This is a genomic window from Maribacter forsetii DSM 18668, from assembly GCF_000744105.1.
In the GTDB taxonomy this organism is placed as follows: Bacteria; Bacteroidota; Bacteroidia; order Flavobacteriales; family Flavobacteriaceae; genus Maribacter; species Maribacter forsetii.
The window spans coordinates 3590882-3608753 of the sequence record NZ_JQLH01000001.1 but is presented as its reverse complement, the minus strand read 5'-3'; the positions used below and the strand labels follow the sequence as shown (position 1 = coordinate 3608753).

Below are 17872 nucleotides of genomic sequence, written 5' to 3'. Positions count from 1 at the left end.
TGCCATAATAAATGCTATTGTTTTTCAAGACTACTTTTAAGTATATGTAATAGTTAAGAGAAGAATATTGGTGCTTGATGTTTAGCGGTCTAATAAAATAAATGAAGATTATAATTGCTGGTGCTGGGGAAGTAGGCTTTCATTTAGCCAAATTACTCTCTTATGAATCACAGGATATTACTTTGATTGATTCTAAAAAAGAAAGTCTTGCTTATGCAGATAATCATCTAGATATACGAGTATTAAAAGGTGATGCAACTTCTATTGCAATATTGAATGATGCTCAGGTAAAAGATTCAGATTTGGTTATCGCGGTAACTTCTTCTGAAACTACCAACTTAACGCTTTGCATGTTGGCTAAGCAGTTAGGTTGTAAGCGAACTATTGCCAGAATATCAAATACCGAGTTTATAAAAAATAAAGATCTTTTAAGATTTTCAGACTTAGGTATAGATGAATTGATATCTCCAGAAGCTTTAGCGGCAACTGAAATTCAGATGCTGTTAAATAAATCTGCTTTTAACGACACCTACGAATTTGAAGAAGGTGAGTTAATAATGGTAGGTGTTTCTTTGCTTAAATCTGCTCCGTTTGTTGGTAAACAAGTAAAGGAAGCTGCCAAAATTTTTCCTGAACTACACTTCATGCCAATTGCTTTACAGCGAACAGGAACTCAATATACCGTAATACCTAGGGGAGATACGCTTTTTAAAGAAGGCGATCAAGTGTATTTTATTACTGTGAAAGAAGGGGTAGATGAACTTTACAAATTAACAGGAAAGAAAAAGGCAGAAATTAAGAATGTAATGATTCTTGGTGGTAGTAAAGTAGGTTATAAAACCGCTAGGGATCTTTGTGCCAATAAATTCAATGTAAAGTTAATTGAGAAGAACAAAGAGAAAGCTTTTGACCTTGCGGACGAATTACCAAATGCACTTGTTATTAATGGTGATGGTAGAAATGTTGAGTTGCTAGATGAAGAGAGTTTAGAATCTATGGATGCCTTTATTGCGGTAACCGGAAATTCTGAAACCAACATTATGTCATGTTTAGTGGCAAAGTCAAAGTATATTAAAAAGACAATTGCCCTAGTAGAGAATATGGATTATTTTCAGCTATCACATTCCATAGGTATTGATACGTTGATCAATAAAAAGCTTCTTGCTGCCAATAATATATTCAGACATATACGTAAAGGTGAAGTAGTTGCCTTAATGCGTTTGAACAATTTGAATGCAGAAATATTAGAGTTTATCGTAAAAAGAAATTCTAAGGTAACAGGAGCAACTATACGAGAATTAGACTTCCCTAAAGCAGCTACAATTGGCGGAGTTGTAAGAGATGGGCAAGGTCATATTGCACTTGGTGGATTTAAAATACAAGAAGGTGATAGGGTAGTAGTTTGTTGTTTGCCTTCAGAGATACCTAAAATAGAACGAATGTTCCTTTAAGATGCGGCTTAATTTAAGAATCATAATTCATATAATGGGGCTTCTATTGCTATGCAACGGAGGCTTTATGCTTTTGGCGGCTGTTGTCAGTGGTATATACCAAGATGGAGCTACATTAAGCATTGCACTTGCATCTATAACCACTATGTTCGTAGGGGTTTTTATGATGTACTATACTAGAGGTCATAAAAAAGAAGTAAAACCGAAAGAAGGTTATATCATTGTAACTTTCGGGTGGATCGTAATGTCTATTTCTGGTATGTTGCCTTACTTGTTTTCTGGTGCATTGCCCACTGTTACTAACGCTTTTTTTGAAACCATATCCGGCTATACGACAACGGGTGCTTCTATTATGGATGATATAGAAGCAATGCCAGAAGGTATCTTGTTTTGGCGTAGCTTAACCCATTGGATTGGCGGTATGGGTATTATTGTTTTGGCGATTGCCATATTGCCCTTGTTGGGAATAGGAGGGATGCAGTTGTTTTCTGCGGAAGCACCAGGACCTACGGGAGATAAATTACATCCAAGAATTACCGATACGGCAAAACGACTATGGTTGATTTACTTTGGTTATACTGTTGCTGAAACTATTCTGCTTCAAGTTGCGGGAATGTCATTTTTTGATGCTATAAATCACGCAATGGCAACATTGTCCACGGGTGGTTTTTCAACTAAAAATGCGAGTGTGGCTTACTATAATGACCAGCCGATGATTCAATATATCATCATATTTTTTATGTTTTTGGCAGGTAGTAACTTTGTATTAAGTTATTTTGCTTTCAAAGGAAAAGTACAAAAAGTAATACAAGATGAGGAGTTTAAATATTATTCCGGTTTTGTAATTGTATTTACCATTATAGTAGCATTGGTAGTTTATTTTCAGGCAAATATCACTGAGCTTACTCCTGGTTACCCTATGGTCTTGGGTAAGGCGGAAAGTGCATTTAGGCATTCCCTATTTCAAATAATTTCGGTGATAACTACAACCGGATTTGTAAGTGCTGATTTTACGCAATGGACACCTTTCTTAACCGTGTTTTTCTTCGGATTGTTCTTCTTAGGAGGTTCGGCAGGATCAACGGCAGGTGGTATCAAAGTAATGCGTCACTTATTGATTATCAAAAATGGTGTATTGGAGTTTAAGCGAACATTGCATACGAATGCCATTATACCTGTACGATATAATAACAAGACCGTAAAGGAGAAAATAGTTTATAATATTATTGGGTTCTTTGTGCTATACATGCTGCTATTTATAATAGGGGCTTTGGTGTTGGGCTTTTTAGGGTTAGACTTTGAATCTGCCATAGGTGGTGCGGCATCATCTTTAGGTAATGTTGGTCCTGCGTTGGGGAGTTTGAACCCTGTGAGCAATTTTAATAGTCTACCGGCTCTGGCAAAATGGTGGTGTGGATTTTTAATGTTAGCAGGTAGGTTAGAGTTATTTACCGTACTTATATTGCTGACACCGTATTTCTGGAAAAGAACTTAAATGTGGTAAAAGTATCTAGCATAAAAAAAGTCCCATCATTTGATGGGACTTTTTTTTATGCTCTTAAAAGATGCTGAGGTTTATTTCAACGCTTCTTTTATTCTTGATATAGCTTCTTTAATTTCTTTTACTGATGCTGCGTAAGAAATACGAATACAGTTTCCGTTACCAAAGGCATCACCAGTTACGGTGGCTACATTGGCAGCTTCTAAGATATACATGGAAAAATCTGAAGCATTATTAATTGTAGTGCCATTGTATGTTTTATCAAAATAAGCGGTTACATCTGGGTATACATAAAAAGCACCTTCAGGCTCATTACATTTAAAACCTTCAATTTCGTTCAACAGACCTAAAATTAGTTTACGTCTTTCTTTAAATTCGTCTACCATGTATTGGATACGGTCTGGTGATTCCTCTAAAGCGGTAATAACGGCACGCTGAGCAATACAGTTTGCACCACTTGTCACTTGACCTTGTAGCTTGTTTGTTGCACGTGCAATATATGCAGGAGCACCAATGTAACCAATACGCCATCCGGTCATTGCAAATGCTTTTGCAACTCCGTTTACGGTAACGGTGCGATCGTACATATCTTCAAATTCCGCCATTGAAGCATGTGTGGTAACGCCATAATTAATATGCTCGTATATCTCATCACTTACTACAATAATTTGAGGATGGTTCTTAAGAACATCCGCAAGTGCACGTAATTCCTCTTTGCTGTAAATAGATCCACTTGGGTTGCAAGGAGAACTATACCATAACATCTTTGTTTTAGGTGTAATTGCTGCCTCTAACTGTTCAGGAGTCATTTTAAAATCGTTCTCCAAAGAAGTAGAAACTTCAACTGGCACACCATCTGCTAATTTTACAATATCGCTATAGCTTACCCAGTAAGGGCATGGCAATATAACTTCGTCACCTGGGTTCAAAATAACTTGGGCAACATTATATAGAGCCTGCTTAGCTCCTGTAGAAACAACTATTTGAGAAGGTTCATAACTAAGGTTGTTATCTCTCTTGAATTTAGTGATAATTGCCTTTTTGAGCTCTACATAGCCATCAACGGGAGTATAGGAATTATAATCATCATTTACTGCTTGTATTGCGGCATCCTTAATATAATCTGGAGTGTTGAAGTCCGGTTCCCCTAAACTCAAACCAATAATATCTTTTCCTTGTGCTCTTAATTCACGGGCCTTAGCGGCCATTTCCAAAGTAGCTGACGGTGTAACGCTGTTAATTCTGTCCGAAAGTTGATTGCTCATGGTTGCTTTAAATTTCTAGTATTGTAATGAAGGCTCCTTGCCTAATTCTTTTAAATGTTTAAAGTGCGAAATTATAGCTTTTCTAGTAGTTTTGTACTCGTGATATGGTAAATTAAATTCTTGTGCTGTTTGTTTCACAATTTTCGAAATATTTGTGTAATGTACGTGGCTTATGTTAGGAAATATGTGGTGTTCAACTTGGTGATTTAATCCACCGGTAAACCAATTAACAATCTTGTTCTTAGTCCCAAAATTAACCGTGGTAAATAGTTGGTGAATTGCCCAAGTATTTTTCATTGTACCGGATTCATCTGGTAAAGGAGTGTCTGCGTCATCTACAATATGTGCCAATTGAAAAACAACACTTAAGATTACCCCGGCAACATAATGCATTAGAAAGAATCCTATTAATATTTTCCACCATGCGATGTCTAAAATTAACATTGGCAATACGATCCAAATGGTAATGTAAAGTAATTTTGTAATTATTAAGGTGCTCCAGTTCATAGTGGCGCTAGGTAATTTACCATAAGATAATTTGCGTTTCATATAACGGTACATCTGTTGAAAATCTGTTGTAATTGCCCAGTTGAACGTTAGAAGACCGTAAAGGAAAACAGAATAAAAATGTTGAAATCTATGGTGTTTTTTCCATTCCGCATGTTTAGAAAAACGTAATATTCTGCCCGCTTCCATATCTTCATCATGTTCGTGAATATTCGTATATGTATGGTGAAGTACATTGTGCTGTACTTGCCAGTTATATACGTTACCAGCAAGGATGTAAATGCTGCTACCCATTAGTTTGTTAACCCACTTCTTGTTAGAATATGCGCCATGGTTACCGTCATGCATAACGTTCATGCCAACACCTGCCATACCAATACCCATAACAATGGTTAAAAGAATATTGGCCCAATTAGGTAGTCCTAAGGTCAGTATTAAAAAATAAGGAGCAAGAAAAAGCGCAAACATAACTACAGTTTTTAAGTGTAATTTCCAGTTGCCTGTTTTCTTTAATTTGTTTGTTTTAAAATAATCGTTAACTCTACTGTTCAAAGTTTTAAAAAACTTTGCAGAATCTGTTCTAGGGAAACGAATGATATTTTGTTCCATAATTCGGTAATCTTTTACTTAATAAAATGTAATTGAATCTATAATAGTTTGATAGCTTAATTAAAAGCTAAATCTTTGCACAAGTGAATATACTAATTAAATCTATTTACAAATATACGGATGACTGCTGAAATCATATTTGAAAATTTTCCCAATTTATCTGAGAAACAGAAAGAAAGCTTTGAAAGATTAGAGGAATTATATAAAGATTGGAACCAAAAAATTAATGTGGTTTCAAGAAAGGACATAGATGAACTTTACTTAAGACATGTATTGCATTCTTTGGGAATAGCAAAATTTATAGAATTCAAAGATGGTTCATCTATCCTTGATGTCGGTACTGGAGGAGGGTTTCCTGGTATTCCTTTAGCAATTTTATTTCCTGAAGTTCATTTTACGCTGGTAGACTCTATTGGTAAAAAGATAAAAGTAGTAAACGAGGTAGTTGAAGGTTTGCAACTAACAAATGTTACTACCATAAACGCTAGGGTTGAAGAGATACCGGGTAAATTCGATTTTATCGTCAGTAGAGCGGTGGCAGCTATGCCAACTTTTGTACACTGGATAAAAGGAAAAATTAAAAAGGAATCTCAACACCCTATTCGCAATGGAATCTTGTATTTAAAAGGAGGTGATTTAAACGAGGAATTAAAAGACTATAGAACGGCTGAAATATATAATTTGACCGATTATTTTAAAGAAGATTTCTTTGAGACAAAGAAAATGGTCTATTTACCGTTAAAGTTTAAAGGGTAAGCGTAAATCTTTTAAAGAAGAAAAGAACTGTAGTAAGCCTTCTTGTATTTGCGGGCAAACTCTTTTAAATAATTCCAAGAATAAATCTGAATACAGGTAATATGTAATTTAATACTGTCGATAGTCATAAGCAATTGATTTTAAATGAGGTACAAAGTTCGGTAAATCACACTGAGTTTACAATTAATTAACGTTAAATTTACATTGGTATTGTATTCAATAGGTGTTAATGTTTTCTAAAAAAATATAAAAAAAATGCCCGTCAACATGTAGTTGATGGGCATTTTTTACAGGTGTTAAACAGTTTATTCACTCCATGGTGGTACCACGTCATTGCTTCTTGCATAAGCAATTAACTGACCTTTGTGTTCCCCGTTATGCTCCATGATGGCAAGTAGTCCGCCTAATTTATTAGATTTCATAAAACCAAAATCAACTTCTTCGTCTAAAGTGCCATCTTCTACTTTAGTGATGTTTTCAAGAACAAATTCATTCGATTTTTTCAAGGCTGCGATAATATTTTCTTTACCGGTGATTTTATTTAATCCCATTACATCTACATCCTCAGGTGGGGCAAAGCCTAATTTAGAAGCTAAAAAATAATTACCACCCGCAACATGTAGCAAAGCTTCGCCCACGGAACTGATGCCTTCTGATGGTCTCCAATCATATTTATCTTCAGGGAAAGCTTCGGCCAGTTGTATTACTTGAGATTGGTTGCCGGTTAATACAGCTTTAATGCTGTTTTGTGTTAAACCATCTTGTGCATAAGAAAAGCAGCCTGTAAATAAGAATACTGCGAGTAATAACTTTTTCATAATTAGTGTGTTAAGGTTGTTAAAAGTAATTTGTAATACTTGTAATTTAAGCTAAAAGTAGCGCTATATCAAAAAAAAGGCTGAATTTACATTCAGCCTTTAAAGTTGCTTTTTTTATCCTAAAAACGGATACCTGTAATCTACAGGGGTAACAAAAGTCTCTTTGATCAATCTTGGAGAAACCCAACGTAAAAGGTTTTGAGCTGATCCAGCCTTATCGTTTGTTCCAGATGCTCTTGCTCCACCAAATGGTTGTTGGCCAACAACGGCACCTGTAGGTTTGTCGTTAATATAGAAGTTACCTGCACAGTTTTGTAATGCTTTTGTAGCTTCATCAATAGCATATCTATCCTGTGAAAGTACAGCGCCAGTAAGTGCGTACTCAGAAGTGCCATCAATTAATTGTAATGTTTCGCTCCAATCTTTATCATCGTAAACATAAATTGTAACTACAGGACCGAATAATTCAGTTTCCATAGTAGTGTATTTAGGATCTGTTGTTAAGATAACCGTTGGTTCAATGAAGTACCCTTTAGATTTGTCAAAAGAACCACCTGCATATATTTCGGCATTTTCATCTTCTTTAGCCTGCGTAATGTACTTCGCCAATTTGTCAAAAGAACCTTCGTGAATAACAGCGGTAATAAAGTTGCTCATATCTTCAGGTGAGCCTGGTTTGTTGAAAGATGCAATATCAGCTTTAACAAATTCTAGAATCTCTTTAGAAGTAGATTTTGGTAAATATACTCTTGAGGCAGCACTACATTTTTGACCTTGAAATTCAAATGCACCTCTAGAAATAGCCGTTGCTACTTGTTTAGGGTTAGCGGTAGGGTGTGCTAGAATAAAATCTTTGCCACCAGTTTCACCAACTATTTTCGGGTATGTTTTGTAGGTGTGTATGTTGTTTCCTATCTGTTTCCAAAGTTCTTTGAAAACATGTGTTGAACCCGTAAAGTGTAGTCCGGCAAAGTCAGGGCTGCTTAGTACAGTATCAGTAATCATAACTGGATCACCATAAACAACATTGATAACTCCGTCAGGTAAACCTGCTTCTTTGAAAATATCAACAATAACTTTTGCAGAGAAAATTTGAGAATCACTAGGTTTCCATACGACAACGTTACCCATCATAGCTGCACTTGCAGGAAGGTTACCGGCTATGGCTGTAAAGTTAAATGGGGTAATAGCGTATACAAATCCTTCTAGTGGACGATATTCCACTCTGTTCCAAATACCTTCGGCAGAATCTGGCTGCTCTTCATAAATTTGAGACATGTATTCTACGTTAAAACGTAAAAAATCAATGAGCTCACATGCGGCATCTATTTCCGCTTGGTGAATATTTTTAGATTGTGCGATCATAGTGGCCGCGTTAATCTTTGCACGGTAAGGTCCGGCAATTAACTCAGCTGCTTTCAAGAAAATTGCAGCACGCTGCTCCCAAGTTAAATTGGCCCATGCATCTCTTGATGCTAAGCTATTATCAATAGCAGACTGTACATTTTCTTTGTTTGCAGTGTGGTAAGTACCAACAATGTGCTTGTGGTCGTGTGGTGGGGACATTGGCTTGGTGTTGCCAGTGCGTACCTCTTCAGAGCCAATGTACATAGGTACATCTATCTTGTCGTTGAAATATGCTTTGTATTGTTCCAAAACCGCTTCTCTTTCTGGTGAACCAGGAGCATAGCTTTTAATTGGCTCATTAATAGCTGTAGGAACTTGAAAAAATCCTTTACCCATTGTCAAAATTTTTAAATTAAATTGTTGACCAAAGGTACTAAAAGGGTGTAGGACTAAAAACTAATAAAAGATTAAAAGGAATTAATTAAGTGCGAAGGGTGCGCTAAATTTAAAGGTTGGGATGTAAACCCTAAATTTTTGAGCATTGTTCATGATTACCATATTGTAATGACCTTTCATGGCACCAATAGGAGAAGTAAGTAAACAACCGGAATTATAGGTGTGTGATTCACCTGGTTGAATAACCGGTTTTTTGCCGATAACGCCTTCGCCATCTAAAGTTTCCATGTCATTTAGAGAGTCATATATTTTCCAATGACGAGAAGTTAGTTGAACGGCATCTTTGCTTTGGTTCTCAATGGTAATGGTATACCCAAATGCATAATGCATTTTGTAGTTTTTGAAGAATGTGCCTTCAAAAGTTGTTTGTACCGATATTTTTATGCCTTTAGTAACTTGTGTTATCATCATATTTAATAGGTAAATACGCTCTGTGCTATTAATATGGTTATAGCTATAATCCCTAAGATAAAAAATATTGCATTTAGGAAAAAATACTTTATAACCGTTTTAACTCTTCTTTGTTGATAGAAATTGCGCATTGCTTTGTAAAGATAAATTGCGAATATGAGAATAAACAATCCTTCGCTTCTAAAACCGAACACTGCGTTGAGCAAATTGCTAACAATGAGCAAGATAAAAAATAATGACTGATTGTGAAAGCTAAAGATTAAATGATCGGTATAAGTGTATTTTTTTCTGATATAGACCATCCAAATGAAGAAAGAAAAGAACGGGAGAAAGAAAAATGTGGTGAATGGTAGTTTCGAAATCAATGAGCTTAAAAATGAACCAGGCCGCTTATCTATTTCAATAATACTTGTAGCTAAATTAAATGCCATCTCATTTTCATTACCAGATGGTATGTTGAATTTGGTAGTTCCCTGTTCAAAGTAGTAGATGGTGTCGTTTCTTATAATGGTATTGAAAAAATCGACTTTTTCAATAAATCGCCCTGCTAGACCGCCAGTATCTATTTTTTTAAAATGCAATTCAGGGTCAGATAGTATGGTAGAATCTTTTTCGTTGATTCTATTTTTAATGAAGCTATTGATATTAAAAGAATCTAATTGTGCACGTGCGAGCTTTCTTTCTTCTTCATTTTCAAATTCTATTTTGTTGAATTCGTTATTCAGATCAAAAACAGGATTTTTATTAATTGATCCGAACTTATTAAATGATTCGAATTCATTATTGAAGCTTATAATTAAAAAATAGATTATTGCTAAGCTTAACAGAAAGCGAAAAGGGTTGGTGTAAGACAGTCGTCTACCAGAGATGTATTCTTTGGTTATTTTTCCTGGTTTTAATAAAAGAGCCGTTAATGTTCTCCATAATTTAGAGTCATAGGAGAAGTAATTTGCAAGAAATTCTTCAAAAAAATCTAAAAGAGTAAGTTTCTTTGTGCTGTTTGCTTGAGAGCAATTTGGGCAGTATTTATCACTCAACTCTAGCGGGTGTCCGCAGTTAAGGCAATCTGCTCCTCGGTATTTTAATTTAAATCTACCTGATGGTTGAGTGGTTGGTTTGTTTTCCATAACTGATGAAAAACGTAAAGATACAGCTAGTTGGTGATATTTCTAGAATTGGCAGATCCAATACCGATAATACTGTCGTACATGTCTCCAAAGTTTCGGTAATATACCAGTACCAAGTAGGTGTTTTCGGTAAAATGAAAGTTCCCTCCAACGCCGTTTAATTTAATATTATCACCGCTTTTAACAGCGTATTTGTAATTGTAAAATCCTTGTTTCATTTTTAGGGTAGCCTCTAACATCCCATTTTTTTCATTGTAGACCATCTTATTTTCATTGGTTAGTGCGTAGTTGTTGAATTTCCCAAAAATATAAACATCATCAAGGGCAATGAATTCAGTGTAGGGTAGGCTAAAATAAACATTGGTGTATTCAGCTTCTCTAGAGGCATTGTCACCTTGTAAGGTTCTAACGACATAATCACCATTTATGTCAGGGAAATAAGTGTAAGGCTTGTCGTTTCTGAAATCGTCAGAAAACAAGTAATGGTTATATAGGTCGGTCAAGTCAATACTTGAAATTTGTGAACTTGGGGCTCTAAGGTCGCTAGTGTCAAAAAGTAGATATTCGTTACCGCCGTAAAATGCTGTTTCTTGGTCATATTTATAAACCAGTTCATCGCCCATGGTGTATTGCGGTGGTACATTGGTTATTGCGGTTGGCCAATAATGATTTTGAAGAATGGCTACTTTTACTTCTTTCTTTGGGTTTATTAATCTTAACGAGCCAGAAGTAATACTGAATTGAACTACTTGTTTTTCATTGATAAAATTAAAATCTCTAGAACGTTTTACTTCCGTGGCTACAGAAACAATGTCTTTGTAAACTACAAACCTTCGTGAAAACTGCAGTTCGTTGTAGCTATTGTAAATTTCTAAAACATAATTACCGCTAACTTTTAGTCTAACATTGTCGTTGGGTATAGTCAGTTGATAATTAGAATATGACTGTAAAGTGCTATAACTGTTTTCGTAATCTGTGATGCGCTGGTTATCAACACCGTCTAAGTACTGGGATTTTAAAAGAGAAGAAGGTGTCCAATCATAATCGCAATGAACTACCTTATAATAGTAGTCTTGCTCATTGGCTAAAACGTCATCGAACTCAAGATAAATAGGTTCTCCTATTTTAATTACGGGAAATTGATCTTCTGTAGGTCCTTTGAAAACAATGGATTTTATGTTTTCTGGCGGATTTATCTCTGTCTGAACTTGTGCAACTAAATTTTGTAAAAATAATAGACAAATAAAATGTTTGAAGAAAATGCGCATTATACCCCGTTTTTTTAAGTAAAGGTAAACAAAAAGGGTGCCTAAAAAATATACCTCGTTCTATTGTCTAATTTATGGGACAATAATTATGAAAACGAACTTTTTGTACTTAAATTTGCTCAAATTTTGATAACCTAAAGGTCTAAACGCACATGTCAAAAGACATTCGAATTAAGAAAGGGCTCAACATTAATCTGGTGGGCGCCGCAGAACAGACTACTTCAAAAGCTGTTTTAAGTAATGTTTACGCAATACAGTTAAGTGATTTTCACGGAATTACCCCAAAAATGATGGTAAAGCAAGGCGCCGAAGTTAAAGCGGGCGAGCCTTTGTTCTATAACAAAAACATGGAAAGTATGGTTTTTGTTTCGCCAGTGAGCGGTGAGCTTATAGAAATTGAAAGAGGGGATAGAAGACGTATTTTGACCTTAAAGATATTGGCAGATAAAACACAAGAGGCATTTTCAGGTGCTGCTTTAGATGTAGAGAATGCATCAAAAGAAGAGCTGAAAGCTACGTTGTTGAAAAGTGGCTGTTGGCCATTTATTAAGCAAAGGCCTTATGATGTAATCGCAAACCCAGATACTACACCGAAATCAATTTTCATTTCAGGATATTCAAGTGGTCCTTTGCAGGCAGACTTGGATTATGTGTTGCAGGGAAAGGAAAAGGAGTTGCAGACAGCAATTACTGCATTGGGTAAGTTAACGCCTGGTAAGGTACATGTTTCTGTTGGTTCTGGTAGTTCGCCTTTGTCATCAATGAATGGTGTAGAGGTGCATAATGTGTCAGGTCCGCATCCTGCAGGTTTGGTAGGTACGCAAATCAATAAGTTGGATCCTATTAATAAAGGAGAGTTGGTTTGGACGGTAACGCCTCAAGATTTAATTATTATAGGTGAATATTTATTGACAGGTAAATTCAATGCAGAGCGTACTATAGCTCTTGCAGGTTCATCGGTAAAGGCGCCTAAATATTATACTACTAAAATTGGTTCCGAAATTTCTACTTTCTTATACGCAAGTGGCGTTAATGAAGAGAATTTTAGAGTAATCAATGGTGATGTGCTTACAGGTTCTAAAAGTAAGCCAGACGGTTATTTAGGATACTATAATAATACGGTAACAGTAATTCCAGAAGGAGACGATTATGAGTTGTTTGGATGGAATAAACCGGTTTTCAATAAGATTTCGGCAACCAGGGCATTGACTTTCTCTTGGATGCAACCAAATAAAAAATATGATTTAGATACCAATACCAATGGTGAGCATAGGGCTTTCGTGGTAACGGGACAATATGAAAAAGTTTTTCCGATGGATATTTTTCCAATGCAGCTTTTAAAGGCTTGTATGGTTAAGGATTTGGATGAAATGGAGCAATTAGGTTTGTATGAAGTGGCTCCAGAAGATTTTTCGTTAACTGAGTTTATATGTATTTCTAAACAGCCACACCAGAAGATTATTCGTGAGGGGTTAGATTTATTGCAAAAAGAAATAGGATAAGAAATGAGTTTAAAAAGCAAATTACACGAACTTAAACTGAAGTATCAGGGTAAGAAAATGGCTCCTGCCTTTAATGCCTTTCATACTTTTTTGTTTTCGCCAGATGAAACTACGCATGCAGGTGGTACACATGTAAAATCTGCAGATGATTTAAAGCGTACGATGAACACGGTAATAATGGCACTGGTACCGGTGTTGATATTTTCTATGTTCAATGCAGGTTATCAACACTATTCTGCAATAAACGGATTTCCGGCAGATTTTTCTTTAATGAACGATTTCCTTACTTGGGATAATTTCTGGATCGGTATTATTAAGGTATTGCCGTTGGTTGTTGTTTCTTATGCAGTGGGTCTTATCGTTGAATTTATTTTTGCGGTAATAAAAGGGCATGAAGTAGAAGAAGGTTACTTGGTAACTGGTATGTTGGTGCCGTTAATAGTTCCTGTTGATACGCCACTATGGATGTTATCGGTAGCAGTAGTTTTCGGAGTTGTTATCGGTAAAGAAGTTTTTGGAGGTACGGGAATGAATATTCTAAATCCTGCCTTAACAATTAGAGCATTCTTGTTTTTCGCTTATCCTACTTGGATGAGTGGTGATAAAGTATGGGTTTACGGAGCAAGAGAAAGATCAGAAGAAATTTTAGCAGGTGCAACTAACGTTGATGCATTTTCAGGAGAAACCATATTAGGATTCTTAGCGCAGAATAAAGGTGCTGAAATGTCGTACTCGGTTTCTGATATGTTCTTCGGTTTTATACCTGGTTCAGTTGGTGAAACATCGGCATTCTTAATTCTTTTAGGAGGATTATTCTTGATATTCACTAAAATCGCTAGTTGGAGAATTATGCTAAGTGCTGTTATTGGTTCTTTGGTGATGGGCTTAATCTTCAATCAAGTAGTGGAATTTGGATGGATTGCAGAATCTAGTAAGTTTTACGGTTTAATGAGTTTCGATTTCTGGAAACATTTAATAGTAGGTGGTTTAGCATTTGGTATTGTATATATGGCTACCGACCCTGTAACTGGTTCACAAACAAATAAGGGGAAATGGTATTATGGTTTCTTTATTGGGTTTATCTCGGTAATGATTCGTGTATTCAACCCTGCGTACCCAGAGGGTGTTTTCTTAGCAATATTGTTAATGAATGTATTCGCACCAACAATTGATCACTACGTGGTTAGGGGCAATATTAAGAATAGAATGAACAGATTAAAGAATGCTACTATCTATCCTAAAGATTCAGATGGTAAAGCAGAAGAACTTAAAGCTGAAACAGTTTAATTATGGCACTAAAGACAGATAGTAACGTTTATACAGTAGTTTTTGCTGCTGTTATGGTTGTGGTAGTTGGGTCAATACTTGCGTTTTTGGCTTCATTTTTAAGCCCTAACATCAAAGAGAATGAACGTTTTGAGAAGCAGCAAAACATTCTTTACGCAATGGGTGTTAATGAAAATGGAGATGATACGGGTAGTGTTAACTTTATTCCAACAGATGTTGTTGAAAATGAGTTTGCAAGTTATATCAAAGAGCAATTGGTTATACAGGGTGATAAAATCACTGAAGATAACGAGGCTTATTTAATTGATTTAAAAAAGCAATTAGCTGCTATGAAAAAGGGTGAGGATTATAAATTACCCGTATTCATTGGAGAAAAAGAAGGTGAGAAGTTTTACATCGTTCCTATGTACGGTAAAGGTCTTTGGGATGCTATTTGGGGTTTTATCGCCTTAGATGATACAATGACTGTTCAAGGTGTATATTTTGATCACAAAGGGGAAACCCCAGGTTTAGGTGCCAATATTAAAATGCGTTATTTCATGGACGATTTTAAAGGTGAGACCATTCTTGATGGTACCAAATATGCTGGTATCTCTGTTGCTAAGGGTAACAATGATCCATTGAACAAAACAAAAGATGATAATGAAGTAGATGCCTTAGCTGGTGCTACCATTACCGGTAACGGTGTTTCTGCTATGATCAGCGAAACTGTCAAATTATACAAACCTTATTTAGAAACAATTAGAGTAAAGTAATATGGCACTACTATCAAAAAAAGATACAAATCTTATTACGGATCCATTAGCGGACAATAACCCAATTACTATTCAGGTATTAGGTATTTGTTCTGCATTGGCAATTACAGCAGAGTTGAAAGCATCTTTGGTGATGGCAATTTCTGTAATGTTCGTTTTAGGAGCGGGTAACGTGGTAATCTCTTTAATGAGAAACATTATTCCTTCCAAAATTAGAATTATCGTTCAACTTATTGTTGTTGCTACCTTGGTAATTATTGTGGATCAGGTACTAAAAGCTTTTGCTTATGAATTAAGTAAAACCTTAGCGGTATTTGTTGGTCTTATTATTACGAACTGCATTATTATGGGTCGTTTTGAGGCATTTGCATTGGCAAATGGACCATGGCGTTCATTTTTAGACGGTATTGGTAACTCTTTAGGTTACGGTGTAATCTTAATAATAGTCGGTTTCTTTAGGGAATTATTAGGTTCTGGTACCTTATTCGGTATACCTGTATTGGGGGATCCAATCGAGAAAACAGGTCTATATGCTACCGGTTATGAGAATAACGGTTTTATGATTATACCGCCTGCGGCATTGATTGTAGTAGGTATTATCATTTGGGTACAACGTTCAAGAAATCCTGCACTTGTAGAAGAGAATTAAACGACATTTAAGAAGAAATTATGTTAGAACATGTAGAATTATTTTTTAAGTCCATCTTTATCGATAACATGGTATTTGCCGTGTTCTTGGGGATGTGTTCTTATTTAGCGGTATCCAAGAAAGTGGCTACTGCAGTTGGTTTAGGTGCTGCTGTAATATTCGTATTGGCGGTTACAGTACCTATGAACTGGTTGTTAGATAAATATTTGTTGCAAGATGGTGCATTAGTTTGGCTAGGTCCTGAATATGCAGATTACAACCTTAGCTTTCTATCCTTTATCCTATTCATTGCTACCATTGCAACAATGGTACAACTGGTAGAGATTGTGGTAGAGAAATTTTCACCTTCTTTATATAACTCATTGGGTATTTTCTTGCCTTTGATTGCGGTAAACTGTGCAATTCTTGGTGGATCATTATTCATGCAGGCAAGAGAAATTGAAACTTTTGGTTTGGCTTTTAACTACGGTGTAAGTTCTGGTATTGGTTGGTTCTTGGCAATTTTGGCGATTGCCGCCATTCGTGAGAAAATTAGATATAGTAATGTTCCTGCTCCTTTAAGAGGTTTGGGTATTACATTTATCATTACCGGTCTTATGGGAATTGGCTTTCAGAGTTTTGGTGGTATGTTAACCGGTGGCGGTGATGATGCTGAAGAAGCTAATGAGCAGGTTAATCAGGTTCAGCCAGAAATGATAACTCCTGTTAAAGAAGAGGTAGTAGTAGATAAGAACGAAGAAATAGACGAAAAAGTTATTTCTTATAACGACGTAAACAAATAATTATGATTTTAGCTGCAAGTACTGGCGGAACAATACTAATAACTGTTGTCGCATTTCTAATACTGTTGATGGTGTTAGTAGCATTGCTTCTGTTTACCAAGCAAAAATTATCTCCATCAGGTCCTGTGACCATTACGATAAATGGAGAAAAGAAAATTGAAGTTGCATCTGGTGGATCTTTGCTATCTACCTTAGGTAACCAAAAAGTGTTTTTACCATCTGCCTGTGGTGGTGGTGGAACATGTATTCAATGTGAGTGTCACGTACTTTCTGGTGGAGGTGAAGCACTACCAACTGAAACACCGCATTTCTCTAAAAAAGAATTAAACCATGGTGCTCGTTTAGCCTGTCAAGTTAAGGTGAAGCAAGACATGGAGATTACCATTCCAGAAGAGGTATTTGGTATTAAAAAATGGCCTGCAAAAGTGGTGCGTAACTATAACGTAGCATCTTTTATTAAAGAGTTTGTAGTTGAGATTCCTGAGGATATGGGCTACAAAGCTGGTGGTTATATTCAAATTGAAATTCCTGAGTGTGAGGTTAAATATGCTGATATTGATATTACAGCACACCCAGAGGAACATGAGACTCCGGATAAGTTCCAAGCTGAGTGGGATAAATTCAACCTGTGGCCTTTAACAATGAAGAATCCTGAAACGGTTGAAAGAGCGTATTCAATGGCTTCTTTCCCTGCTGAAGGTAGAGAGATTATGTTGAATGTACGTATAGCTACGCCGCCATGGGATCGTGCTAAGAATGGTTGGATGGATGTTAACCCTGGTGTTGCGTCATCTTACATTTTTAACCTAAAGCCTGGTGACGATTGTACTATTTCTGGACCTTACGGTGAATTCTTCATTAATGAGTCTGATTCAGAAATGCTTTACGTAGGTGGTGGTGCAGGTATGGCGCCAATGCGTTCGCACTTATATCACTTGTTCAAAACATTAAAGACCGATAGAAAAGTAACATACTGGTATGGTGGTCGTTCTAAAAGAGAATTATTCTATTTAGATCATTTCTATAAGTTAGAAGAAGAGTTTCCAAATTTCAAATTCTACTTGGCACTTTCAGAGCCACAAGAAGAGGATAATTGGAAAGTAAAAGAGAATATAGATGCTCCTGGAGATGGTTTCGTTGGGTTTATACACAATTGTGTAATTGATAACTATTTAAGCCTTCATGAGTCTCCAGAAGATATTGAACTTTATTTCTGTGGACCTCCATTAATGAACAAAGCTGTTCAGAAGATGGGTGAGGATTTCGGTATCCCAGATGAGCATATACGTTTTGATGACTTTGGAGGATAATCTTTTAAGTCTTTAAGTAAATAGTATAAAAACCGATATGTAATGTATCGGTTTTTTTATAAAAAAGATAT

At 36.0% G+C, this 17872-nt stretch carries 16 protein-coding genes; 9 read left to right on the top strand and 7 right to left on the bottom strand.

Annotated features, from left to right (window positions below; translation table 11 throughout):
• The first annotated feature begins 101 nt into the window (after positions 1 to 101).
• Positions 102 to 1451, top strand: a complete 1350-nt coding sequence (trkA, locus tag P177_RS15335; RefSeq protein ID WP_036156150.1) for a Trk system potassium transporter TrkA — start codon at positions 102 to 104, stop codon at positions 1449 to 1451.
• Between the two features lies 1 nt (position 1452).
• Complete coding sequence (locus P177_RS15330; protein WP_036156149.1) at positions 1453 to 2946, top strand: TrkH family potassium uptake protein; 1494 nt, start codon at positions 1453 to 1455, stop codon at positions 2944 to 2946.
• Between the two features lie 80 nt (positions 2947 to 3026).
• Here the strand turns inward: P177_RS15330 and P177_RS15325 are convergent, their stop codons facing one another.
• Both P177_RS15325 and P177_RS15320 read right to left on the bottom strand, forming a co-directional pair.
• A complete protein-coding gene (locus tag P177_RS15325) occupies positions 3027 to 4217 on the bottom strand; it encodes a pyridoxal phosphate-dependent aminotransferase (RefSeq protein ID WP_036156148.1) in 1191 nt (396 codons plus the stop codon).
• A 15-nt stretch (positions 4218 to 4232) separates the two neighbouring features.
• The gene (locus P177_RS15320; protein WP_036156147.1) at positions 4233 to 5333 is read right to left on the bottom strand and encodes a fatty acid desaturase family protein; all 1101 of its coding nucleotides are present in this window, start codon (positions 5331 to 5333) and stop codon (positions 4233 to 4235) included.
• 120 nt (positions 5334 to 5453) lie between these two features.
• Between P177_RS15320 and rsmG the strand changes: the two genes are divergently transcribed.
• Entirely contained in the window at positions 5454 to 6089 is a 636-nt protein-coding gene (gene rsmG, locus P177_RS15315) for a 16S rRNA (guanine(527)-N(7))-methyltransferase RsmG (protein WP_036156145.1), read from the top strand.
• A 305-nt stretch (positions 6090 to 6394) separates the two neighbouring features.
• Here rsmG and P177_RS15310 read toward each other — a convergent pair whose 3' ends face one another.
• The 5 genes from P177_RS15310 to P177_RS15290 form a co-directional block, all read right to left on the bottom strand.
• A complete protein-coding gene (locus P177_RS15310) occupies positions 6395 to 6907 on the bottom strand; it encodes a DinB family protein (protein ID WP_036156143.1) in 513 nt (170 codons plus the stop codon).
• Positions 6908 to 7021: 114 nt separating this feature from the next.
• Positions 7022 to 8650, bottom strand: coding sequence for an L-glutamate gamma-semialdehyde dehydrogenase (gene pruA, locus P177_RS15305; RefSeq protein ID WP_036156141.1), 1629 nt, complete (start codon positions 8648 to 8650; stop codon positions 7022 to 7024).
• Between the two features lie 81 nt (positions 8651 to 8731).
• The gene (gene apaG / locus P177_RS15300; protein ID WP_036158586.1) at positions 8732 to 9118 is read right to left on the bottom strand and encodes a Co2+/Mg2+ efflux protein ApaG; all 387 of its coding nucleotides are present in this window, start codon (positions 9116 to 9118) and stop codon (positions 8732 to 8734) included.
• Between the two features lie 5 nt (positions 9119 to 9123).
• On the bottom strand, positions 9124 to 10248 hold the full coding sequence (locus tag P177_RS15295; protein WP_036156139.1) for a DUF3667 domain-containing protein: 1125 nt from the start codon (positions 10246 to 10248) through the stop codon (positions 9124 to 9126).
• Between the two features lie 26 nt (positions 10249 to 10274).
• Positions 10275 to 11516 (bottom strand): type IX secretion system plug protein, encoded by a 1242-nt coding sequence (locus P177_RS15290; protein WP_036156137.1) that lies wholly within the window; start codon positions 11514 to 11516, stop codon positions 10275 to 10277.
• A 152-nt stretch (positions 11517 to 11668) separates the two neighbouring features.
• Between P177_RS15290 and P177_RS15285 the strand changes: the two genes are divergently transcribed.
• From P177_RS15285 to nqrF, 6 genes are read left to right on the top strand one after another with little or no spacing between them, the layout of a single operon-like run.
• Complete coding sequence (locus P177_RS15285) at positions 11669 to 13018, top strand: Na(+)-translocating NADH-quinone reductase subunit A (protein ID WP_036156135.1); 1350 nt, start codon at positions 11669 to 11671, stop codon at positions 13016 to 13018.
• Between the two features lie 3 nt (positions 13019 to 13021).
• Positions 13022 to 14305: an NADH:ubiquinone reductase (Na(+)-transporting) subunit B gene (locus P177_RS15280; protein ID WP_036156133.1), complete on the top strand. Its 1284-nt coding sequence runs from the start codon at positions 13022 to 13024 to the stop codon at positions 14303 to 14305.
• Between the two features lie 2 nt (positions 14306 to 14307).
• Positions 14308 to 15060: a Na(+)-translocating NADH-quinone reductase subunit C gene (locus tag P177_RS15275; protein WP_036156131.1), complete on the top strand. Its 753-nt coding sequence runs from the start codon at positions 14308 to 14310 to the stop codon at positions 15058 to 15060.
• Between the two features lies 1 nt (position 15061).
• Positions 15062 to 15709, top strand: a complete 648-nt coding sequence (locus tag P177_RS15270) for an NADH:ubiquinone reductase (Na(+)-transporting) subunit D (protein WP_036156129.1) — start codon at positions 15062 to 15064, stop codon at positions 15707 to 15709.
• 20 nt (positions 15710 to 15729) lie between these two features.
• A complete protein-coding gene (gene nqrE / locus P177_RS15265; RefSeq protein ID WP_036156127.1) occupies positions 15730 to 16491 on the top strand; it encodes an NADH:ubiquinone reductase (Na(+)-transporting) subunit E in 762 nt (253 codons plus the stop codon).
• Between the two features lie 2 nt (positions 16492 to 16493).
• Complete coding sequence (nqrF, locus tag P177_RS15260) at positions 16494 to 17801, top strand: NADH:ubiquinone reductase (Na(+)-transporting) subunit F (protein WP_036156124.1); 1308 nt, start codon at positions 16494 to 16496, stop codon at positions 17799 to 17801.
• Positions 17802 to 17872: the final 71 nt, after the last annotated feature.